Source organism: Desulfurispirillum indicum S5, assembly GCF_000177635.2.
In the GTDB taxonomy this organism is placed as follows: domain Bacteria; phylum Chrysiogenota; class Chrysiogenetes; order Chrysiogenales; family Chrysiogenaceae; genus Desulfurispirillum; species Desulfurispirillum indicum.
The window spans coordinates 2,311,921-2,335,000 of sequence record NC_014836.1; the positions used below are offsets into that span (position 1 = coordinate 2,311,921).

Consider the following 23,080-nt stretch of genomic DNA (forward strand, 5'->3'; position numbering starts at 1 on the left):
TTCAGGTTTTCAAAGGTATGATTAGCAGGCTGTCAGTGTTTCGTGGTTAACGCTCTTCCCTGTTTTCGCTTCCCTCGCCCATGCTCTCCACTTCCAGGGTCAGTCCATCCATGGCGGTGACTCGCACCTGCTGGCCGGGCTGCAGGGGCTGCGGGCTGCGCACTTTCCACAGCTCGCTGTGTATCCAGGCGTAGCCGGTGGTGCCGCTGCTGGTCTTGACGGTGCCCATGCTGCCGATCATCTCTTCGGCTCCGCTGACGACTTTCTGTTTGCGGGCTTTCAGGATCATGGCCAGCACAAAGATCAGCAGCAGAATGCTGAGGATGGCAAAGGCGGCGATGAGGGCGGGGGAAACGGCAAAGCCGGGGCTGATGTCGGTGTCAAAGAGCAGGATGGAGCCGAAGACGAAGGCGATCAGCCCGCCGATTCCCAGGACGCCGAAACTGGGCACAAAGGCTTCGGCAACCATAAGAGCCATGCCAAAGAGGATCAGGGCCACGCCCACATAGCTGACGGGCAGCACCTGAAAGGCGTAGAAGGCGATCAGCAGGGAGATGGTGCCGATGATACCGGGCACGAAGGAGCCGGGGTTGGCCAGTTCAAAGATAATACCGTAGACGCCAATCAGCATCAGGATGTAGACCACATTGGGGTGGGTGATGGCGGTGAGAAACTTGGTGCGCCAGTCGGCTTCGATATGGGTAATCTGGGCGTCGGCGGTATGCATGGTGTGCTCTTTACCCAGTACCTTGACGGTGCGGCCATCCACGGTGGACAGCAGGCTGTCCAGGTCTTCGGCGATGATGTCGATGACGTTTTTCTCCAGGGCTTCCGACGAGGTGAGGCTGGCCCCTTCGCGCACGGACTCTTCAGCCCATTCGGCGTTGCGGCCATGCAGTTCGGCCAGACCGCGTATATAGGCCACGGCGTCATTGACGATTTTGCGCCCCATGGCGTCTTCGCTGGCGGCTTTCTCGCCTTCTTTGTCGTCATCGCCGGCGCCACCCAGGGGGCCTCCGCCACTGATCTGTACGGGCGTGGCGGCTCCCAGGTTGGTTGAGGGAGCCATGGCTGCCACGTGGCTGGCGTAAAGGATATAGGTGCCGGCACTGGCGGCGCGGGCACCGGTGGGGGCCACATAGCTGATAACAGGAAGGGGGGAGTCCAGAATGGCCTGGATGATATCGCGCATGGAACTGTCGAGCCCGCCGGGGGTGTTCATGCGCAGCACGGCCGCGTCCACCTGTTCATCGGCGGCTTTCTGCAGGGAGCGTTTCACAAAGTCACCAACTGCCGGGCCGATGGGGCCTTCCAGGTCAATGACCACAATGCGGGGCGAACTGGCTTCCGGCTGGGCGGCAAGCTGGGAAAAGAGCCCCAGTCCAAGGCCGGCAAAGAGGATCAGGGAAAAGAAGAACAGGCGGTAGAGCGACATGGCTGGCCTCCTCCTGAGAGTACGTGGTTGCCAATGGTGCAAGGACTCGCCATTGCCTCCATGGCGGGAATACAGTAAAACGTGGGGAGTATTGTACACGGCACCCGTGCGGGGGGCAATCAAAGCCGGACGATTCCTGGAAGGCTGGGGGGGGTTTCCAGCAGGAGCGCCGGTGTTCCGCGAGCGAGCCCCGATGGCGAACGCAGAGAATATTCAAGGGGAATTAAGGAGTCAAATGTGAACGTGATATGCAAAGCTCTTCTCGCGGTTGCGATCTGTCTTGGTGTGGTTTTCAGCGCCGGGGCTTTCGAGGTCATTCATCATCCGTCGGGGGCTACGGTGGTGCTGAAGCATGAGCCGGAGCGGCCGGTTGCTTCGGTGCATCTGTGGCTGCGGGCGGGTTCCCTGTATGAACAGGGGGTGGAGCATGGCATGTCCCACTTCCTGGAGCACGTGCTCTTCAAGGGGGCCCGCGATCTGGCACCGGGAGAGGTGGAGCTCCTGGTGGAGGGGTTTGGCGGGCGCATGAATGCGGCCACGGGCAAGGACTTCGTCTTCTACCATATTACGGCGGCGGATCGTTTCGCCGCCCGTTCGGTGGAGATTCTGGGTAATATGGTGCTCTTCCCGGCCCTGATTCCCACTGAGATTGAAAAGGAAAAGCCGGTGGTGGTGGAAGAAATTCTGCAGTCCCTGGATAACCCCTACGCCCGTCAGTTCGAGGCGTTGTCAGCGCAGCTGTTTCGCGGCCATCCTTACAGCCGCAACATTCTGGGCACGATTGATTCGGTCAACTCCTTTGACAGAGCTCAGCTGCAGGCGTTCCACCGCCGTCTTTACCATCCGGCGAACCTGGCAATTGTGGTTGCGGGGGGCTTTGAGCGCGACGCGGTGCTGGCGGCCATTGACGCGGTGGTGCAGGATGCTGCGGTGCCCGTGGTGCGCGAGCGTCCATCTGTGCAGCGTCCTGCGCTGCTGGTTCGCCCTCACTTCAGCTCCATTGAGCATCCAGGGGTGCAGGTGCCTTCCCTTGCCATCGGTTACCGGGCACCGGCGGCCTATGAGCTGGACTCCTACGCCCTGGCGGTGCTCTCCGAGATACTTTCCGGTGGTGTCAACGCCGTATTCACCACAGATTTTGTGGACACAGGCCGGCTGCACAGCGCCATTGGCCGCTACAGTCCGGGGGCTGTGGCGGGAACATTCTTCCTGAGTGCGGCCTACGACGAAGCGCTCAGCGCCCACGAGGTGCACGCCATGCTGATTGATCGCCTGAAGGTGCTTTACGCTCAACTTTTAACGGGAGAAGCCGATAGGTTAGTATCCTCTGCCAAAGACCGTATGCGTTCCCGGGAGATTTTCCGGCAGCAGCGGGTCAGTTCCATGGCTTCCGAGCTGGGTCGCGCCTTTGTCTATGGGCAGTGGGATGAGTACACCAATTACTGGGAAGCCATCGATGGGGTGAGCGCACAGCACATTGCCAGGGCCCTGAAAGTCTCTGTGCTGCGCCCGGCTTTTGCGGCGGTGGAATTGCGATAGAAGAGAGAGGAAGACACCATGGCTCGTCAGGAGCTTCACGACCAACTGGCTTTTCTGGATGATGACGATCACGCGCCGCTGTTCTACCGTCTGCTGCAGAAGATTCCGGTTCTGCGGGACAATGAGCGGGTAACGCGTATCGTTCTGAAAATCCCCGACCCCCACAGCCGCAAGGGCATGCTGATCTATGGCGGCTCGGTGCTGGGGGTTGCTGTGCTTGTGGGTCTGATCATGGCTGTCATTCAGCTGGCCAAAGAGCCTGAGTACGAAAAGCCGGTGGAAGATCCACAGACGGTGCTGCTGGGAGTCAGCGGACAGCGGGAGGAGCCTGAGAAGCCATGGGGTCGCAGTATTCACCTGGAGCGTGGCGACCAGTACTTCCTCAGTGGCGACTACAGCCGCGCCATAAATGAATACTCCCTGGCCATCGGCACCGATGCCGCCCTGGCCTACCACAACCTGGGAGTTATCTATACCGAACTGGGCGACTTTAAAAAGGCCATTGAAAGCTTCCAGCGGGCCATTGCCGCACGGCCTTCGCTGCCTGAGTCCTATTCCGCTCTGGGGCTTGCCCTCCATGAGGTCAGTCGCAATGTGGAGGCGCTGCAGTACCACCTGCAGGCTCTGCGCCTTGACCCGGACAATTCCGAATTCCATAACAATGTGGGCAACGCCTACCTGTATCTGGGCGATTACGCCAATGCCAGACGCCACTATACCCGTGCCATTGAGATCAATCCCTCCAATACCCAGGCCATGGCCAACCAGAACTCGCTGCTGCTGATCACCGGTGATTATGACGCGGCCATCCAGGGCTTCCGGGAGATTCTCAGCGCCGATCCCGATAACTACGAAGTGCTGATGAATCTGGGCATGGCCTACCGCAAGAATGGCAACCAGCTGGATGCCCTGGAGTTTTTCCGCCGTGCCCAGCAGGTTCAGCGCACGCCCAACGTCTTCATCAGCATCGGTGATACCTTCCGCGACCTGAATCGCCCCGAGGACGCCATCAACGCCTATGTGTCGGCGTCCAATATCACCAGTTCCACCTATCCGCTGAAAAAACTGGCGGAGTACTTTTTTGTTCTGATGCGCTACCCGGAAATGGAGGAGATGCTGGAGCAGATTTTCGCGACGGAACCCTGGTTCCCCCGTGGCGAAGAACTGACCTCCTACGCGCAGTTCCTGCAGGGGCAGGAGAGCCTGGCCCTTTCGCGCCTGAAGCGCCTTCTGCGCCGCAACCCTGAAAATCTGCATGCCCTGAGGGGTTATACCTCGCTGCAGCTGATTCAGGCAGATCTGCGTGAAGCCCGCCATACCCTGGAATCACTGCTGAAATACCACCCCAATGAGCCCATCAGCAATGCCCTGCGCGGCGAGTACCTGCGCAAACTCAGGGCCTTCGACCTGGCCGAGGAGCACCTGCGCCAGCAGGACAATGACATCGCCCGCTACTATCTGGGAAAACTCCTGCTGGAACGTAATCGCAAGGAAGAGGGCCGGGCCGTGATGGAGCAGGTCTCCCGCTCAACGGCCAACCCCATAGGGCCCAAAGCCCATTACGCGCTGATGCTGGAGAATCTGGGCAGCTATGATATCGGCCAGGCCGTGGAGCACTTCGAGGGCGCTTTGGCCAAAGGTGTCTCCACCGCGAAACGCGAATATGTGCCACGCTTCCTGATATCCGATCGCTACACCTTCCGGCTGACCTACGCTTTTTCGCCTTTCACCTCGGCAACGGAACGCTACCTGGAGTACGCGCGCCCTTTCCTGCTGGAAACGGATCGAATGCAGAGCATTCAGGAAAGCGCCCTTTCCAGCTATGAGCAGTCTCTCTATCGGGTGGCGTATCGCCAGTTTCTGCGTGCCACCCAGCACGCCGACGCCGCTCGCCTGAATAACAAGGGTGTGGAACGCAGCCTCTCCGGCGACCTGGTGCGCGCCCTGGAGTACTTCCAGCAGGCGGCCGCCCAGGAGCGGGGCAACCCCATTATCCAGTACAATATCGCCCTGACCTATCAGAAGATGGGATCTGACCGCACAGCGGAAAAAATGTACCACGAGATAAAGGCAGCGGCTCCACAGCTCTATGAAGTGGATATCAATCTGGCCGTCATGGATGCCCGCCGCGGCGACGATGAGGCAGTGGTTTTTGCCATGCAGGGCCTGGAGAACAGCATTGTCAACGCCTATAATGAAATGCGCGAGCGCTCTTTGGAAGATTATGACCCGAAGATCAGCGACCCCCGACTGGCGCTGCTGGCAGCCATTGCCCAGTTCCTCTACCAGGATGATCAGATCGCCACGCGTGACGAGCGATTCCAGGAGCTCCCTGAGCAGTTCCCTGAATTTTACGAGGGCCTGCTGATGCGGGAAGTTTTCACAGGAGAAACCTTTGCCATTCCACCAAGACTCCAGGTGAATCCGCGCTTTATCATGCTCAGCGGCGACCGCGCCCTGCTGCGCGAAGAATATACTGAAGCCATGGCAGCGTTCCAGCGTCTGTATAACCAGGAAGCCAACTTCCTTTCCAGCACCAAGATCGGCATAGCCTTCAGCCGCATGCAGCAGCATAAGCGCGGCAATCGCTACTTCAGTGAAGCGGCCGCCATCCAGCCCTCCATTGCCGCCCTGAACAATCTGGGCAACAGCTTCGCCGATGTGGGCGACTATGAAAACCTGCAGAAAGCCTATGAAAGCGCCCTGGAAGAAGACCAGGGCAACTTTATCGTCGCCATGAACTACGCTTACGCCAATCAGCAGTTCCGGCGCTACAACTTCGCCCGCGAAGTATTTGAAGTGGCCTCAAAAATTAATCCGTCAAACCCCATGCCCTACTACAATCTGGCGAAAATTCACCTGATGTACGGCCGCCACTTTATGGCCCGCGAGGAGCTTTTCCGTGGCCTCAACCGCTATCCGAACATGCCCACCATCAACTACCTGATGGGCCTGGTGGAGCTGATCGACGGCAACCTGCTGGACAGCCTGTACTACCTGAAGGTCAGTGTGGAAAATGGCATTGACGCCACCGACCTGGGGGATATTGTCCTGACCTACCAGATCCACTGACAGGCTGCAGCATTCCCATTTGCAACGCAGCAGATGAGGGTTTTTCAATTGCCTGCCGATCTCTTCTTTGCGCCGACCCTCGTTTGAGATTCTGCCTTTGTAACTCAACTTTCGCACCTTGCTGCCTTGAGTTAAACTGTTATCATACTGACGGTTATCTCACGGAAACCGTATTGATTTTGAATGCTTGACTTATCTGGTATTCCATTTTTTGTCTCCGGGTATTGTCCTTTTTGACCGCGCAAAAAGGACATAAAAACGCGCCCCCCGAACGCCCGTTTTTGCGGCTCGCCTGCTCGCCTGTTCTGGAGATCCGGCAGCAGGCTGCCCAAAGAGCCCCATCTGCTGCGTTGCCGGTCATCGCTCGTCACTGCGACGTACAGGGAGTACGCCTCACTCCTCGCTTTGCCCGCGCCTTGCACCTGGGTCTCTTTGCGTTGCCTGACCCCTGCCTCCCTGCAGTGCTGCCGGACCACTCACTTCCTGTGAGTGTCCCTTCGGATCTTGCCAGCCAGGCGTCGCACTTACCGGACGGGCTCAGGGGGGAACGGCCTGCTTCTGTCTCTCCATTCGCGTCTATTCGCGGTAACTTCCGTGTCTTCCGTGATTTCCGTGGTTAAGCTCTTCCGATTTCCCCTCCCCACAGTCTTTGCGTGAAATTTCCCCCATTCGTGCATATTCGTGTTCATTCGCGGTAGAAACTGCCTTTCCCTTATTGCCTTTCTTTGCGCCTTTGCGGGCTTTGTGTGAAAATCTCTTCGTTTTTGAGCTGTCGCTCGTTGCTGCTTTTCCTTGGCGACTTCGCGGCTGGCGGCTTTGCGAGAGGAAATTCCCTTTATTGCATTCCAAAACCCTGAATGGTTACCTGCCCTTGAATTGCCCCTGTCTTTCCATTCGCGTCTATTCGCGTTCATTTGCAGTAAACTCCCTTCTGCATTTTCCCTGCGGTTTCGTGGCCTTTGGCTTTTCTGCAGAATTCCCTCGACCTTTCCGGTGTGAAGCGTTACACTGCAAAGAAAGTATGCCGTATGACTAATTTGACTGGTAAACTTTTCAGGAAGGGCACCATGCCAGGATACTTTCCTCCACAGTTCACTGATACTTTCTATGAAACCGTGTACGAGAGCTTTCACCCACAGGAGCACGGCCTGATCTGCCAGGAATTCCTGGGTGTCTACCTGCGCCGCAAAACCCGTCCCGATACCTTCGAACAGTCCATGCGCAAGCTTGACCGCCGATTGCGACTGCGTCCATCTGCCTGGCGCATTGATGCCACGGTGGCGAAAAACTATCTGAATCTGGTCATGCGTCACTATATTCTGGGGGCCACGGTGATGTTTACCAAGCGTCACCTGGGCCTTGAGCTGCCCGGCCCTTCCGCTGGTTGTGTGCGAGACAGCGCGGCCATAACCGTGGCGCTGAGGTTCCTGAACACTCACCGTACGGAGCTGCATCAGCAGATCAACGCCACGGTTGAGCGTGCCTGGCATGAGCGCATGGGCTGCTACTATATCCTGTGCGTCATGGCCTTTGATATTGCACGTAAGCTCTTTTCCCGCAAGGGGGTGCAGCGAGCAATTTCTGAGCTGCGCCAGCGTATGCGCCCGGGCAACACGCCCATGGGCGCGGAATTGGAGTTGAGCAACCTGGGCCAGTTTGCTCCCATGGATATCCGTTTTGCCAATTTCAAAGGGCCAGCGTACTGGCGCCATGATACGCGCTTCCACAACATGCAGTACTACCACGACTTCTTCCTGGATCAGGTATGCTGGCGCCTTGGAGGGTATCTGGACCACCACATCACCTGGCGCAAGTACCTGCACCTGCCGATCTTCCGGGTGGGGGGTTTTTTTGAATACAGTCTGGTACGCCTGGACTACGCCCGCAAGCGCACCTTGCCGTTCACCAGGGATATCGGTCTGCTGGCCCAGGTGGTGGAAGAGTTGATGGAGTTTGTCCATGATGTCACGCCTTTCAGCATGCATGTCAATATGGAGTACTCCCGGTGTCTGGATATTCCGGCGACGCTGGAGGACTACAAGTGTCTGTTTATTCTGGGGGGAGACTTCGGCCCTGGTCCCGATGGTCACCTGATGGAGCGGCGCATTGGCCGGGATGAGATTCGCGGGCTGGCCCATAAACGCCAGCATCGCAGTGGGCGGGATAATCTTCTGCACACGGTGGTGGAGTTCAGTTTCATTCGGCTGCTTCCAAGGGGGCAGCAGAGTTTCCCCCTGGAGGTGCTGTTGATGTGCCTCAAGGGTTTTCTCTTCGCCTTTCGCACCAGAAAGGAGGATCTCAATGTGATTGCCGGGCTCACCCAGTGGTCAGGGGATCCGCGCCGGGTTCCTGCTGAGACAATCGACCGTTTCTGCAACCATGTCATCGATGGCCTTGCGAAGGAGGGTTCCCACCAGAACCTGGCGGAGTACCGCGAGGTTCTGCGCGCCACTTTGCACCAGCGACAAAAGATACTTCCTGAGTAGTTCTCACGCTGTCGTCTGCGAGTTCCATGGACAGAGCCGTCGGCTCTGGCATCTGCGCCAGCATGGGAGCTGCTGAACTTCAATTCTTTCATCACCTGCTCTGCCACCATCGGGATCCACCAGGTAGAAATCCCTGGCCAGATGAATATCATCCCGCTGCCACTCTCCCTGGAGGGGCTGCCGATAGGCTTTCCAGCTTCCACAGGCGATGTGCACGTCCTGCCCCTGACAGATAAAGTGCCGGCTGCGATCCGGGAAGACGTACACCCAGGCCAGCCTCCGCGCAAAACGCTCTTTGCCATTCTCTTTCACCAGTACCCTGACCGGAAGCAGCTGACGAGTGTACATGCTGCTTCCAGGCCGATCGGGAAAGTACTCTTCCAGGCGATCAAGCGCCCGCAGTACGCTGTAGGGATTGGCAAAGGTCATCAGTTCGCCGGCAACCTGTCCCGGCGGCAGGTCGTCGTCACGCACGAGCCCCGGAAAACCCATGGGCAGCGCATAGAGGTTCCCGGGACAGAAGGCTATCTGCCGGGTGATGGCCTGATTGCGCAAATAGCGACGATAGTTGGCGTAGCGCTCCATGAGGGTGCCGTAGAAAAAGTAGTAGGGGGTCTTTATGGCATCGGCTCGCTGTCCGAGCACCACCTGCTGGGCTTTGGGCATAACGGTGGGCCACAGGAAGGTGCCGGGTTCGAAGGCCTTCACTTTGGGCTGGTCCCAGCGGAATACGAAAAATCGCACCGTTCCGTGATCAAGTTCCCTCACCTGTACACACTCGCGAAAAGGGGTCCAGAACTTCTGCGGGAGCATGCCTTCATTTCCCTGAGCCATGCTGACCACATAGAATCCACCGAATTTCAGGAGACGCACCATCTCCCAAAAGGCTTCAGAGGGGCGGCAGTAATGCTGAAAACAATCAACGGCAAAGAGGATATCAAAGGAGCTGGAGGGAAAGTTCAGGGGATGCTGAGGGTACGCTGAGTTGGAAAAGAACTCAAGCTGTTCGGGATGTGGTATGGCGGTCTTGGCATTGGGAAAGTACTGGTCGATTTCCCGGCCATGGGATGGGTTCAGGGTCAGTGCGCTGTAGACTTCCCCGGCAGGCAGAAGCCCGTCCAGCAGTTCATGCAGAAGGGCCTGACTCAACAGTACTGCCGGTGATTCCGGGCTGTTGCTGGTGTGCGCCACAATACTTACCTCCGTTTGGGGCAGTGTTGCCGAAAATGGCAAAGTTTGTCAACTGTTACCCGCACCGCCCATGAGGTTTCAAGACGTACAGATGGATACTCCTTCGCCACTTTCCGGTTACGCACTTCCCGGATGCGAGAGAAAAACTCCCGGGTGCCGGTCATTTTTCATTCAGCCCGCTGCCCCTATAACGCCTATCCATAAGTATCACTGAGTGGCAGTCCGCTTGCAGTGTAACTGCAAAATTTTCCGGAGCGCAAAAAATATGGGTATGAAAATTAAACTGGCCATTATTGTAGCGACCATGCTTATTCTGGCAATTGGCACACTGGGATTCATCGGACAACAGCGCATTGACACCTACTCCATTGACGAGAATGTCGACAAAGCCCGTAAAATGGCTCTCCAGCTTTCGGTGATGCGCCACTATATGGCCAGAATTGCCCCCCATGTAACCTTCTCAGATCCTTCCATAAACCAGTGGGCGGCGACCCCTGCCTTTTCGGCTGGTCAGGTGGCGGAGAACTTCAGCAAGATGGGCGACTTCTACATCAAGCAGACTTCTCTGCGTTACCGCAACCCCCAGAACACACCTAACGAAAACGAGCTCCTCATGATTGAGCGTATCCAGAATCAGGGGCTTCCCGAGTACTGGGAGCTGGGAGTCCACGAGGGTCGCGACGCCATTCTCTATGCTTTACCACTGCGCGTGGAAAAGGCGTGTCTGACCTGCCACGGCATTCCCCACCAGGAAGTACCGACACCGCTGTATAATCGCCTGCTGGCGGACTATGGCGATCGGGCGTTCAATTTCCGCGAGGGCGATCACCGGGGAATTATTTCGGTGGCCGTTCCACTGGATATCGCGCGGGAATCGGTTGAGGGCCTTCATCGGACGCTTTTCATCACTGCCGCCCTGGTTATTGTTATCTTCATTCTCCTGCTGAGCTTTTTTCTGCACCTCTTCCTTGAGCGCGGAATCATCCAGCCCGTTTCCAGGTACGCCCGCATCCTGCAGTCGTCACAAAAGGATCTCACCATTGAACTGCCTGCGGCAAGTCACCGCGAAATACACACCATCGCCCGGGCCATCAATCATTTTATCACCAGTCTTGGCGGACTGCTGAAAACGCTGAAGGAGAACTTTTCCGACGTCGCGCACCGCAACCGCGTCATTGCGTCCATGGCGGCGGAGTTCTCGGCCACTTTCGATGCCCAGAGCAATAAGCTCAAGCAAAGCGCTGACCACATAGAGCAGATCGGAAACGCCTCCAGCGATGTGCTCAACGCCATGGGTGATGCCGCAAGCAGCACTTCCCAGACGCTTTCCATGGCCCAGCAGGGCAAGGAGAATCTGAGCGCAGCGGTACTTTCCATGGAAAATATCCGCGAAAATGCCAGTTCCCTTTCCGCAACGGTCGCCAACCTCTCAGGGTCAACGGATCAGATCACTACGATCCTTGGCACCATCAATGATATCGCCGACCAGACAAACCTGCTGGCTCTCAACGCGGCCATTGAAGCGGCCAGAGCCGGTGACAGCGGGCGAGGGTTCGCGGTAGTGGCCGATGAAGTGCGCAAGCTGGCAGAGAGGACACAGGAAGCCATCTCAGAGATATCCGCCATCCTTGGCGGCCTGCAAAGTGAAGCCGCCATCGCCAACGCCAGCATGAAAACTACCAGCGACAATGTGCAGACAGGGGTTGAGCGCTTTGAAGCTGTGGACAGATTCTTCAGCACCGTGCTGGAAAAACTCGAACAGATTGCCGCCGTCAACACTCAGGCTCAAAGGCAGATAGAGAACCAGACAGAATCGCTTTCCAACGTCTCTCTTGCCATTGCCGGCATCACCGAAGAGGTCCAGAGAAGTGCCGAGACGGCCCGCGAACTGGTGGAGCACACCACGGAGGTGGAGCGCCAGGCAATGCATGCCACCGCTCTGGCTGATGAGTTCAAGACGCACAACGACTACAAGCAGTTAACATAAATTCTCCCGGTGCGAGGTACGTGGTGGTACCGAACATACCTCGCCACCGGTGGTTCTCTGCTTGATATCGAAGCAGTACGCAAAAAGCCCGAAACAGACGTTTCGGGCTTTTTCTATAAACCAAAAGGTTTGTAAGTATGGCTCCCCGAGCCGGACTCGAACCAGCGACCAAGTGATTAACAGTCACTCGCTCTACCTACTGAGCTATCGGGGAACAGAGGCCGCCCTTGCAGGCAACGGACGGGGTTATAGCAGTATTGCCTGGCCATTGTCAATGCTTTTTTGTCTCCCTGTCGCCCCAGGGGGCCGCAAAGACAAAATGTTGGTTATTCAGGTAATCATGCTTTGCACCAAGACCCACCAGCGCGGTATTTTCGCTCGCTCCTGGCCGGGTGTGCAAGTTTATCTTTTCTCCATCTGCATCTCGGGCTATAGTCGGTTCTGCGCCTATACCATTTCCGTGGAGTGGAACATGCCAGACAAGAAGACCATTATCCTGGACACAAACGTTATCCTGCTCAACCCCCGCGCCATCTACGACTTCAACGGTAACGATGTGGTCATTCCCATTTCCGTGATCGAAGAACTGGATAAGTTCAAACGTAACATGGATCAGCTTGGTCGCAGCGCCCGAGAATTCAGCCGCATGCTGGACCAGATACGCTCCCAGGGAAATATTCATGAGGGAGTTGTCCTCTTTCCCGAAGACAATGACGCCAAGATTTCTGTCCTCATGGCTTCCGATGAGGCCATGCGCCTGCTGCCCAAGGCCCTTCGCGGCGATGCTGCCGACAATATCATTCTGTCCATGGCTCTGCAGCTGAAGCAGGAAGGCAAAAATGTCGTTTTCGTCAGTCGCGATACCAACCTGCGCATCAAAGGCGACGCCTGCGGCGTGCCTTCCATAGACTACGAATCAGACAAGATCGATATCCGTGAGCTGTACATGGGCAGCCACGATATGTTCACTTCCAGCGATGTGATTCAGGCAATGCACAGTCAGGGCAAGATCAAGGCTTCGGATATTCTGCCCAAGGACCAGACGTTCTATGATAATCAGTTTTTCCTGCTGCAGAACGAGGCAAACCCCTCGAACTCCGCCCTGGGGCGCTATTTCAAAAATACTGATGAGATCCGCAAGGTTTTTGACGACTACCCGGAACAGGGTATCTGGGGAATTCACCCCCGCAACAAAGAGCAGCGCTACGCCTTTGACCTGCTCCTGGATGACAATATCAAGTTGGTCTCCCTGGTGGGTATCGCAGGCACCGGCAAGACGCTGCTGGCCATTGCGGCTGGCCTGAAGAAAGTGGCGGATGAAGGGAAATACAAGAAGCTGCTGGTTTCGCGTCCGGTCTTCCCCATGGGCAAGGATATCGGGTACCTGCCCGGAGATATCAAAGACAAGCTGCAGCCGTGGATGACACCCATTTACGATAATGTGGACTTTCTGATCGGTGCCCCGGAGATGGACTACGAACGCAAGAGCTACCAGGAGCTGTTCAGCCAGGGCATTATGGAAATTGAAGCGCTGACCTATATTCGCGGCCGCAGCCTGCCCTACCAGTACTTTATTGTGGATGAGGCACAGAACCTGACGCCCCACGAGATCAAGACCATCATCACCCGGGCGGGCAATGGCACCAAAATCGTCTTTACGGGCGACCCGTACCAGATCGACAACCCCTATGTGGACTCTTCTTCCAACGGCCTCTCAAATATCGTGGAACGCTTCAAAGGGCAGCATATCGCTGGCCACGTCACCATGATCAAAGGTGAGCGCAGCGAGCTGGCTGAGCTGGCCGCCAATATTCTCTGACCCGGAGCACAAGAGCAGCGAGGCTCTCCAAGCAGGCCGTGACCTTTACAGGCTCACACCTTTTTGCGTATGCTCGGGGTAATGCGACACGAGGGCAAGGTTTTTTATCATGCGTTTTTCCTGGCTGCTGGCATGTTCACTGCTGCTGCATATCATCATCGGTCTTCTGCTTCCTCTGGACACGGAGGAAGCAGATCAGCCGGTTCCCATAGAAGTTGATTACTTCCGCCATACTCCGGAATCCCCTGTTGTCGAGCCCCACGTGCTGGAGCCAGTGGCGCCGCCTGCCCTCGTCAGCCCTCCCGTGGAGTCTGTGGAGTCAGCGGACCCTGAGCCCCTTCCTGAACGTGATCAGCCGGAAGAGTCAGCGGCTGAAGAACCACCAGCAGAAGCTCCCACTGTCTCTCTGCCCCGTCGATCCATCACCATGGACGACCTGATGGCAGAGCAGAGCAGCGCCGATGAATCGCTCCCCTTCGATCCCTACCGACTGTCCGAGGCTGACTTACGTCAACTGGACGACCTCTTCGGCCACGAGCAGGATCCGGCAACGGAAAGCGAAGACGTCATCACCTTCGAGGACGGTTTTTACCGCCTGGAGTACGCTTCTTTTCTCTGGCAACTCAAACGCAAGATCGAAAACGTCTGGATCTACCCCCGCGCCGCCATCCAGGAGGGCGAACAGGGGATTGTCCTGCTGCGTTTTCATATCAGAAAAAATGGCGAGCTGGACGGGGTTGAGCTGGTGCGCAATCCAAGCCAGTCCGTCTACCTGGCCAACGCGGCTCTGCGAGCAGTGCGCGACGCAGCCCCCTATGCCCCCCTGCCCGACCCGCTGGAGCGCCTGACCATCAACGGGGTGTTTATCTACTCCCTGGGAGGGCAGTTCATCTACTCGCGCTAACCGGCAGCCGGACTTCGCGTGTGACCCTTTTTTCTTCTGTTACGTGCCGCGTGGTCATGGCCAGGGCATTTTCAGAAAGCGCCTTCGCCTACCACCTGCATCTTCGTAATGACAAAGCTGCTGAGCTGCTCACGGGGCAGGGCACTGACATACTCCAGCACTTCCACGGGCTTTGGCGTAACCCCGTCAGGGTTGCTGTGGATAGCAAACTGCAGGGGGCGGGTCCCCATGATCGCGCAGTGGGGCTTGATGTCGATTTCACGGACGCCTTTTTTGTTTTCCCGTCGCACCAGCCACTGCGCTGCATGCAGGTGCTGCCCGTTCTCCACGTCCAGGTTCACCTGATAGGTGGTGCTGTGGTGTGCGGCGGAGAGCTTGGCAAAGGTGCCGGTACGGGCATCCAGCACTGCCAGCGCAGGTGGCAGTTCACGATTGAGTCTTGCCATGGCTTCGGTTGGGTCGATCTGCTCCACCAGCGCGATATCCATATACTCGGCGTAGGATTGGATGCCAAGGCCGAGCGCGTCACTGAAGCTGAGCTTCACATGTTGATTGAAACCCTGGGTATAGGCAACGGGAAGGTCGGCCCGCAGGATGGCAGACGTTACCGACTTCACGGTTTCCAGGTGGCTGAGGAAGCGTACCATACCCTCTTTCTTATAACGAATGCGCAGGGTGGTCACTGGCACCATGGCCATCTGAGCCAGATTCTCTTCTGCAGTGGTTTCGCGTTCACTGATGTCCAACCCCTGGCGTCGATTCAGACGCAACCGCACCTCGCCACCACAGACACCACACTGGCTGCAGCGATCAAAACGGCAGTCGGGAGTTACCTGCTCCTGGCACGCGCGCTGCCACTCTTCCTGCATCCAGGTCTTGCTGATCATGCTGTCGATATGATCCCAGGGCAGGGGATCATTCAGGTCATACTGTCGATACGCCCAGCGATCAAGACTTGTTCCGCAGTCGGCAAAAGCCTGCTGCCACAGGTCAAAGCGAAAGTGTTCACTCCAGCTGTCAAGACGGCAGCCCAGTTCCACCGCCCTCTCCAGCACATCGGCCAGGCGCCGGTCTCCACGGGCCAGGGCAGCTTCCAGCAAGCCGGTGCGGGCATCGTGAAATTTATACTGCACTGTTGAATAGGGGCGCAGGATATCCTCAATGACACGCTGCTTGGCCTTCAGGGTTTCACGATCGTCCATGGTCCACCACTGGAAAGGGGTGTGTGCCTTGGGAATAAACTGGGAAACACTGACTATCACCTGCGCGGATCTGCCGGCCGCTTCACGGGCAATCTGCTGGATTTTCACGGCCAGGTGCGCGATACCCGCCACATCTTCTGTGGTCTCCAGGGGCAGCCCGATCATAAAGTAGAGCTTCACCCGCTTCCAACCTGCCTGGAAGATGATTCTGGCCGTCGCCAGAATATCCTCTTCGTCGATGCCCTTGTTGATAACATCACGCATACGCTGTGTACCCGCTTCTGGGGCTATGGTGAAACTACTCTTGCGAACCTTGCGCAACTCATCAAGCAACGCATCGCTCAGGGTTCCAGCCCGCAGACTGGGCAGGGAGACAGAAACGCCGCTGCGGCCATATTCGAGCATCAGATCTCGCAATAACGGGGAAATATGCTGGTAATCAGTAGCGGAAAGTGAAAGCAGGCTCAACTCATCAAAGCCCGAGGCGTCAAGGGTACAGCGGGCCAGCTCGGCAATCGCCTGGGGGGAGCGATCCCGCACGGGCCTGTAGATCATGCCGGCCTGACAGAAGCGGCAGCCACGGGTGCAGCCACGGGAGATTTCCACCACGGCGCGATTATGAACGGTTTCCATGTAGGGAACGACGGGCCTGGTGTCATAGGGCGCTTCCTCAAGGTCGGTCACGAGCGCCTTGGTTACCTGCTCGTACCCGGAAATCAGGGGGGTGACCCCGCTGAAGCGCTCATCGCGGTAGGAGGGGACAAACTGCGCCGGAAAGTAGTAGCCTTTTCGCCCCATAAAATCAGAAAATATCTCCTGCCATTTCAGCGACTTACCACTTCGCTTGTGGGCAAGTAGAGCTCTGGCGAAGTGAGATATCTCCTCCTCGGCATCGCCCACAAAGAGAAGATCAAAGAAAGGAGCAACCGGCTCAGCGTTGAATACCACCGGACCACCACCCATGATCAGTGGCCAGCTCCCCTTTTCACGGTCGGAAGCGCGCATCGGAATACCGCTGAGCTGCAGTGCATTGAGCACATTGGTATAGCTGACTTCATACTGCAGGGTGATACCTATGATATCGAATGCGCCCAAAGGTGTCTGGGTCTCCAGGGAGTACAGCCCTTCACCACTGCTGCGATGAAAAGCTTCCATATCTGACCAGGGCGAATAGACACGCTCAGCAAAGACTCCATCAATGGAGTTCAGAACGCGATAGAGGATCTTCAGCCCCAGATGGCTCATGCCAATTTCATACACATCAGGAAAGAACAGGGCAATACGCAGGTCATCAGGACCAGGTTTTTTCAGAACAGCGTTCAGCTCACCACCCGTATAACGTGATGGTTTCTGCACTTGAGACAAAAAAATATCCATGTTTGACATCAGGGATCCAATACGAGAAAAAATTCAGAGGTGTTCAGAAACGATACTGAACACTCAGGGAGAATGACATATCACGCCCGGGAATGAGTCCGGGATCAAGAGCGAGAAACCGTGACTCAGAGTGATTGTCAGAAAGCAGGGTGTAGTACTCCAGTGACGCAACACCGGTCAGGCTGAAACGACCGCTGTCCAGGATACGCAGGGAACCTTCGACGCCATACATATACCCGAAATGCACATCATCGGAAAACAATGACAAGGGCTCATGCACTCCACTGACGCCATCGGCAGTCATGCCAGCCGCAATCCCCCCCATCTTGCCACTCATATGGACAGAAGCGCTTTTGCGTTCCAGCACATCGTATCCCAGCGAATACGAAAGCGTGTGCCGATAAAGAGCACCGTTCAGTGGCAAAGAGGAATCAACTGGCTGTGGTGCTGACGCCGTTCCAACAGGAGCTGCTGAAAAGGAGGTGTCTGTGGCATTATCCCGGTCGTAACGGTAACGGAGCTGACGGGAGAGACGACCCTCACGCACCGTGTCGTCCAGTTGAATATAATAGGCACTGAGAGCACTGCGATCTTCATGGGTCAGTCTGTCGGCTTTCCCCGTCAGGTTATCACCGAAAAACGGCGGCTCTGAGTACGTGTAGCCACTGCGTATCTGAAGTGAACTCGCGCCGCGGTGGAACAGCGAATAGGGTGTTTCAAAGTAGGCCCCGACGTGCAGCATCTCCTCATCTACCTGGTAGGAGAGCAGAGAGTGTTCTCTGACGAAACCCAAATGGTATTCCGTACCCCACGCCATACCGCTGCAGAGCACAAGCATGAACACACAAAATCGCCGCACAAAGACCTTCACAATCCATCACCTCACGTTGATAGGTAACTATATCGCAACGCGTTACATTTGCAAAGGACAAAGACTTGCCCACCAAGAAAAGAGTGGCAGCCTCCCTTCCACCGGTCCGCAAAATCACTTGTAACTTACAGCAAAGCGTATATACTTTTTGTCATTACAGACAAGCGGAGGACTCCATGCCCTTTATTGAAGACATTTACGCTCGCGAAATCCTTGATTCCCGCGGCAATCCCACTGTAGAAGTGGAAGTTATCCTTGAAAGCGGACACATAGGGCGCGCCGCAGTACCCAGTGGTGCCAGCACTGGCTCCCGTGAAGCCGTTGAGCTCCGTGACAATGACACGGAACGCTACCTGGGCAAGGGAGTTGAAGGTGCCGTTGAAAATGTAAACACAATTCTTGCTGAAGCGCTGGCAGGCACCGATGTTCGCGAACAGGCCTTTATTGATAATGTCATGCGCGAACTGGATCAAACGGAAAACAAAAGCAAGCTGGGCGCCAACGCCATCCTTGGAGTAAGCCTGGCGTGCGCCAAAGCTGCCGCTGAATACTGCGGCATGCCCCTTTATCGCTATATTGGCGGTGTCAACGCCCGCACTCTTCCTGTACCCATGATGAATATCCTCAACGGGGGGAGCCACGCCGATAACAACGTCGACATCCAGGAATTCATGATCATGCCAGTGGGAGCTCCAAGCTTCCGCGAAGCGCTGCGCATGGGCGCTGAAATTTTCCACGCCCTGAAAAAAGTCCTGCTGGATCGCGGCCTGAGTACCGCTGTTGGCGATGAAGGTGGCTTCGCCCCCAATCTGGCCAGCAATGAAGAAGCCCTCCAGGTCATTATGGAGGCTATTGAGAAAGCCGGATACAAGGCAGGAGAAGATATTTGCCTTGCCCTGGATGCCGCCGCCAGTGAGTTCTTCAAGGATGGCAAGTACGTGCTCAGCGGTGAAGGCAAAACCTTTACCTCTGAAGAGCTCGTCGATTATTATTCGTCTCTGGCCGACAAGTATCCGATAATATCCCTGGAAGATGGCCTCGATGAATCCGACTGGAACGGTTGGGCTATCCTGACAGAAAAGCTCGGTGACAGCATTCAGATCGTTGGCGACGACCTCTTTGTCACCAACACCAGTATACTGGCTGAAGGCATTGAGCGCGGCATCGCCAACTCCATCCTCATTAAGGTAAACCAGATCGGTACCCTGACAGAAACCCTTGAAGCCATTGAAATGGCCAAAAGAGCTGGATACACCTGTGTGATATCTCACCGCAGCGGGGAGACAGAAGACACTACCATAGCCGACATCGCCGTGGCCACCAATGCCGGACAGATCAAAACCGGTTCAGCATCCCGCAGTGACCGAGTCGCCAAATACAATCAGCTGCTGCGCATCGAAGAAGAGCTTGACGAGGAAGCCCTCTACCCTGGCCTGCAGACCTTCTACAACCTCTAGCAAACGGCTGCTTCACAAAACAGAAACACGTCAAAAGGCCACTGGTGATTCATACCAGTGGCCTTTTTTATGGTTCACCGCAAACCCTGCAGTAACATGAATTACAAAAACAAAAGTAACCATTCACGGCTACCCTGCTTTTTTTTCAGCAGGAGCGCCAGTATTCCGAGAGCGAGCCCGGATGGTGAGCGGCAGAGACTCGAGCCACGGACGAAAGTGAGCGTCTCTGGGAGGAATGCTGGCGCGAGTATCAACACTCCGTAAAGAGCTACTCAAGTTTCGCATCTTGTTGTCTTGGGTTAAGGTGCTATTATTCTGACATTTATCGCGCGGAAACTGTATTGATTTTGAATGCTTGACTTATCTGGTATTCCACTTTTCGCCTCTGGATATTGTCCTTTTTGACCGCGCAAAAAGGACGCAAAAACGCGCCCCCCGAACGCCCGTTTTTCCGGATCGCCTGCTCGCCTGTTCTGGAGATCCGGCAGCAGGCTGCTCAAAGAGGCCCATCTGCTGCGTTGCCGGTCATCGCTCGTCACTGCGACGTACAGGGAGTACGCCTCGCTCCTCGCTTTGCCCGCGCCTTGCACCTGGGCCTCTTTGCGTTGCCTGACCCCTGCATCCCTGCAGTGCTGCCGGACCACTCACTTCCTGTGAGTGTCCCGTTCGGGTCTTGCCAGCCAGGCGTCGCACTCACCGGACGGGCTCAGGGGGGAACGGCCTGCTTCTGCCTCTCCCCCGTGTGCTGGCCCAGCCAGGACGCGCCGACTGGAACGCGATGGACCCGCAGGGTTGCCGCCACGAGGGCGGCAACCGCAAACCAAAAGCCACGGAGGGCGGTTGTTTGCGGTCCCCAGTTCAGGCAAGCGGACGGCTGAAAAGGATAGCACTGGGGGTCGCTTCCCAGCCACTTTTTGCGGGTAAAAAGTGGCAAAAGAAACTCACAAACAAGTTGAGGGCAATGTCAGGAAACGCAGTCTGTGCAGAACCATTTTGGCCATCCAAGTAGGGTATCCAGGTCGGCGCCGACAACCTACCGCTTCGGGGGTACGAAACTTCAGTTACAACAAAAAAAGAGCCAACGATACAATCGTCAACTCTTTGAGTATATGGTGGGCCTGCTGTGACTCGAACACAGGACCGCCCGGTTATGAGCCGGGAGCTCTAGCCAACTGAGCTACAGGCCCCCTATAAAAAAAATTTTGCCAGGCACCGTCCGATTTTCCCAGGGCTTAAGCCCAAGTATCGTAGGCGGAACAGAGCTTAACTTCCGTGTTCGGAATGGGAACGGGTGTGGCCTCTGCCCTATAGGTACCAGGCAAAACGGTTAAAAACGGTTTTGCGTGACTGACTGGCAGTCGAGTTGAATATGCGTTTCTTTCAAACACTCAGGGTTGTATCTCTTTTGATCTGAAGCGTCAAGATCAAAAAATGCACGGTGCGCATCAAGCCAGAAAAAGAACAATGGAGAATTAGTACTGGTCTGCTGAACACCTTACGGTGATTACACATCCAGCCTATCAACCAGGTCGTCTTCCTGGACTCTCATGGGGATATCTTATCTTGAGGCTGGCTTCCCGCTTAGATGCTTTCAGCGGTTATCCATTCCGAACATAGCTACCCGGCGGTGCTTCTGGCGAAACAACCGGTGCACAAGAGGTTCGTTCATCCCGGTCCTCTCGTACTAGGGACAAATCCTCTCAAATATCCTGCGCCCACAGCAGATAGGGACCGAACTGTCTCACGACGTTCTGAACCCAGCTCGCGTACCGCTTTAAATGGCGAACAGCCATACCCTTGGGACCTGCTCCAGCCCCAGGATGCGATGAGCCGACATCGAGGTGCCAAACCTCCCCGTCGATGTGAACTCTTGGGGGAGATAAGCCTGTTATCCCCGGCGTACCTTTTATCCGTTGAGCGATGGCCCTTCCACGCGGAACCACCGGATCACTTTGACCTACTTTCGTACCTGCTCGACTTGTGGGTCTTGCAGTCAAGCTCCCTTATGCCAATACACTCGATGGACGATTTCCAACCGTCCTGAGGGAACCTTCGCGCGCCTCCGTTACTCTTTCGGAGGCGACCGCCCCAGTCAAACTACCCACCAGACAATGTCCTTCACCCCGATAAGGGGCGTAAGTTAGATAGCCAGTGCAGTAAGGGTGGTATTTCAAGGATGGCTCCACGCATACTGGCGTACACGCTTCATCGCCTCCCACCTATCCTACACATACTACACCGAGTATCATTGCCAAGCTATAGTAAAGGTGCACGGGGTCTTTCCGTCTTGCTGCGGGTAAGCGGCATCTTCACCGCTAATGCAATTTCACCGAGTCTCCAGCCGAGACAGCTCCCAGATCGTTACGCCATTCGTGCAGGTCGGAACTTACCCGACAAGGAATTTCGCTACCTTAGGACCGTTATAGTTACGGCCGCCGTTTACCGGGGCTTCGATTCAAAGCTTCGCTTGCGCTGACCTCTCCTCTTAACCTTCCGGCACCGGGCAGGCGTCACACCCTATACGTCCACTTACGTGTTTGCAGAGTGCTGTGTTTTTGATAAACAGTCGCCTGGGACTATTCTCTGCGACCCCTTCTGGCTCAAGGAGCAAGTCCTATCACCATAATGGGGCACCCCTTCTCCCGAAGTTACGGGGTCAATTTGCCGAGTTCCTTAGCTGGAGTTCTCTCGTGCGCCTTAGTATTCTCTACCTGCCTACCTGTGTCGGTTTGCGGTACGGTCACATACCAATGAACCTTAGCGGATTTTCTTGGAAGCAGAGGATTTCCGACTTGAATCTTCCGAAGAAGATTCTCGTTATTAGGCCTCAGCTTTTATCAGGTGCGCTTTTCACTACACCTGAGCCTACACCCTTCAAAGAACACTTCCATCAGTTCTCTCGGATACCTTTCTCCGTCCCCGCGTCGTGTTGATATGTGGTACAGGAATTTTTACCTGTTTCCCGTCGACTACGCCTTTCGGCCTCGCCTTAGGGGCCGACTCACCCTGTTCTGACTGACATTGCACAGGAAACCTTAGGCTTTCGGCGAATGGGGTTCTCACCCATTTTTTCGTTACTCATGCCTGCAGGATCACTCGTGTACGCTCCAGCATTCCTTACGAAACACCTTCATCGCTGTACACAACGCTCCTCTACCGATCAACAACTTGGTTGATCCTATAGCTTCGGTGGTGTGTTTGAGCCCCGTTATATTTTCGGCGCAGGTTCACTCGACCAGTGAGCTATTACGCTTTCTTTAAAGGATGGCTGCTTCTAAGCCAACCTCCTGGTTGTCCGGGCAAACCCACATCCTTTTCCACTTAACACACACTTAAGGACCTTAGCTGATAGTCTGGGCTGTTTCCCTCTCGAGCACGAAACTTATCTCTCGCGCTCTGACTCCCGAGCTTGGGCTTATGGGATTCGGAGTTTGATTCGGTTTGGTAATCTGGTGGGACCCCTAGCCGATTCAGTGCTCTACACCCATAAACAAACACTCGAGGCTATACCTCAATATATTTCGAGGAGAACGAGCTATCTCCAAGTTTGATTGGCCTTTCACCCCTACGCCCACCTCATCCAAACGGTTTTCAACCCATACTGGTTCGGGCCTCCACTTTGTGTTACCAAAGCTTCACCCTGGACAGGCGTAGATCACTTGGTTTCGCGTCTATTGCATACTACTGACGCCCTATTCAGGCTCGCTTTCACTACGGCTGCGTCTAACGACTTAACCTCG

11 protein-coding genes, 2 tRNA genes and 2 rRNA genes (1 of these 15 cut by a window edge) are annotated in these 23,080 nt (G+C 55.8%); 7 read left to right on the top strand and 8 right to left on the bottom strand.

The window, feature by feature from the left end:
• Positions 1–46: 46 nt before the first annotated feature.
• Positions 47–1,435 carry an NfeD family protein gene (locus SELIN_RS10840; RefSeq protein WP_013506707.1) on the bottom strand — a complete coding sequence of 463 codons (1,389 nt, stop codon included), beginning with the start codon at positions 1,433–1,435 and terminating at the stop codon, positions 47–49.
• 237 nt (positions 1,436–1,672) lie between these two features.
• On the opposite strand from SELIN_RS10840, the gene SELIN_RS10845 reads away from it, so the two are divergent.
• The 3 genes from SELIN_RS10845 (at position 1,673) to SELIN_RS10865 (ending at position 8,532) form a co-directional block, all read left to right on the top strand.
• The gene (locus SELIN_RS10845; protein WP_013506708.1) at positions 1,673–2,974 is read left to right on the top strand and encodes a M16 family metallopeptidase; all 1,302 of its coding nucleotides are present in this window, start codon (positions 1,673–1,675) and stop codon (positions 2,972–2,974) included.
• A gap of 18 nt (positions 2,975–2,992) precedes the next feature.
• Positions 2,993–6,046: a tetratricopeptide repeat protein gene (locus SELIN_RS10850; protein WP_013506709.1), complete on the top strand. Its 3,054-nt coding sequence runs from the start codon at positions 2,993–2,995 to the stop codon at positions 6,044–6,046.
• Between the two features lie 1,067 nt (positions 6,047–7,113).
• On the top strand, positions 7,114–8,532 hold the full coding sequence (locus SELIN_RS10865; RefSeq protein WP_013506710.1) for a hypothetical protein: 1,419 nt from the start codon (positions 7,114–7,116) through the stop codon (positions 8,530–8,532).
• 3 nt (positions 8,533–8,535) lie between these two features.
• On the opposite strand, the gene SELIN_RS14185 is transcribed toward SELIN_RS10865, so the two are convergent.
• Positions 8,536–9,723 (bottom strand): gamma-glutamylcyclotransferase, encoded by a 1,188-nt coding sequence (locus tag SELIN_RS14185; RefSeq protein ID WP_013506711.1) that lies wholly within the window; start codon positions 9,721–9,723, stop codon positions 8,536–8,538.
• 265 nt (positions 9,724–9,988) lie between these two features.
• Here SELIN_RS14185 and SELIN_RS10875 point away from each other — a divergent pair, with 265 nt between their 5' ends.
• Entirely contained in the window at positions 9,989–11,710 is a 1,722-nt protein-coding gene (locus SELIN_RS10875) for a methyl-accepting chemotaxis protein (protein ID WP_013506712.1), read from the top strand.
• Positions 11,711–11,848: 138 nt separating this feature from the next.
• Here the strand turns inward: SELIN_RS10875 and SELIN_RS10880 are convergent.
• A tRNA-Asn gene (locus SELIN_RS10880) sits at positions 11,849–11,924 on the bottom strand.
• A 258-nt stretch (positions 11,925–12,182) separates the two neighbouring features.
• Between SELIN_RS10880 and SELIN_RS10885 the strand changes: the two genes are divergently transcribed.
• Together SELIN_RS10885 and SELIN_RS10890 are read left to right on the top strand one after the other, a co-directional pair.
• Positions 12,183–13,529, top strand: coding sequence for a PhoH family protein (locus SELIN_RS10885; RefSeq protein ID WP_041726914.1), 1,347 nt, complete (start codon positions 12,183–12,185; stop codon positions 13,527–13,529).
• A gap of 109 nt (positions 13,530–13,638) precedes the next feature.
• The gene (locus SELIN_RS10890; RefSeq protein ID WP_013506714.1) at positions 13,639–14,433 is read left to right on the top strand and encodes a TonB family protein; all 795 of its coding nucleotides are present in this window, start codon (positions 13,639–13,641) and stop codon (positions 14,431–14,433) included.
• 71 nt (positions 14,434–14,504) lie between these two features.
• On the opposite strand, the gene SELIN_RS10895 is transcribed toward SELIN_RS10890, so the two are convergent.
• Both SELIN_RS10895 and SELIN_RS10900 read right to left on the bottom strand, forming a co-directional pair.
• Positions 14,505–16,991, bottom strand: a complete 2,487-nt coding sequence (locus SELIN_RS10895; protein WP_232218770.1) for a TIGR03960 family B12-binding radical SAM protein — start codon at positions 16,989–16,991, stop codon at positions 14,505–14,507.
• A gap of 64 nt (positions 16,992–17,055) precedes the next feature.
• The gene (locus SELIN_RS10900; RefSeq protein WP_156788068.1) at positions 17,056–17,805 is read right to left on the bottom strand and encodes a hypothetical protein; all 750 of its coding nucleotides are present in this window, start codon (positions 17,803–17,805) and stop codon (positions 17,056–17,058) included.
• 254 nt (positions 17,806–18,059) lie between these two features.
• Here SELIN_RS10900 and eno point away from each other — a divergent pair, with 254 nt between their 5' ends.
• Positions 18,060–19,340 carry a phosphopyruvate hydratase gene (eno, locus tag SELIN_RS10905; protein WP_013506717.1) on the top strand — a complete coding sequence of 427 codons (1,281 nt, stop codon included), beginning with the start codon at positions 18,060–18,062 and terminating at the stop codon, positions 19,338–19,340.
• A gap of 1,110 nt (positions 19,341–20,450) precedes the next feature.
• Here eno and SELIN_RS10915 read toward each other — a convergent pair.
• From SELIN_RS10915 to SELIN_RS10925, 3 genes are all read right to left on the bottom strand, one after another.
• A tRNA-Ile gene (locus tag SELIN_RS10915) sits at positions 20,451–20,527 on the bottom strand.
• A 17-nt stretch (positions 20,528–20,544) separates the two neighbouring features.
• Positions 20,545–20,659: ribosomal RNA gene (rrf, locus tag SELIN_RS10920) — 5S ribosomal RNA — on the bottom strand.
• A 133-nt stretch (positions 20,660–20,792) separates the two neighbouring features.
• Positions 20,793–23,080: ribosomal RNA gene (locus SELIN_RS10925) — 23S ribosomal RNA — on the bottom strand; it runs 602 nt beyond the window's last position.

Bases quoted from the DNA above. Each gene is read 5' to 3' on its own strand.
- SELIN_RS10840 (WP_013506707.1), bottom strand. From the start codon at position 1,435: ATGTCGCTCTACCGCCTGTTCTTCTTTTCCCTGATCCTCTTTGCCGGC.
- SELIN_RS10850 (WP_013506709.1), top strand. From the start codon at position 2,993: ATGGCTCGTCAGGAGCTTCACGACCAACTGGCTTTTCTGGATGATGAC.
- SELIN_RS10865 (WP_013506710.1), top strand. From the start codon at position 7,114: ATGCCAGGATACTTTCCTCCACAGTTCACTGATACTTTCTATGAAACC.
- SELIN_RS10875 (WP_013506712.1), top strand. From the start codon at position 9,989: ATGGGTATGAAAATTAAACTGGCCATTATTGTAGCGACCATGCTTATT.
- SELIN_RS10885 (WP_041726914.1), top strand. From the start codon at position 12,183: ATGCCAGACAAGAAGACCATTATCCTGGACACAAACGTTATCCTGCTC.
- SELIN_RS10890 (WP_013506714.1), top strand. From the start codon at position 13,639: ATGCGTTTTTCCTGGCTGCTGGCATGTTCACTGCTGCTGCATATCATC.
- eno (WP_013506717.1), top strand. From the start codon at position 18,060: ATGCCCTTTATTGAAGACATTTACGCTCGCGAAATCCTTGATTCCCGC.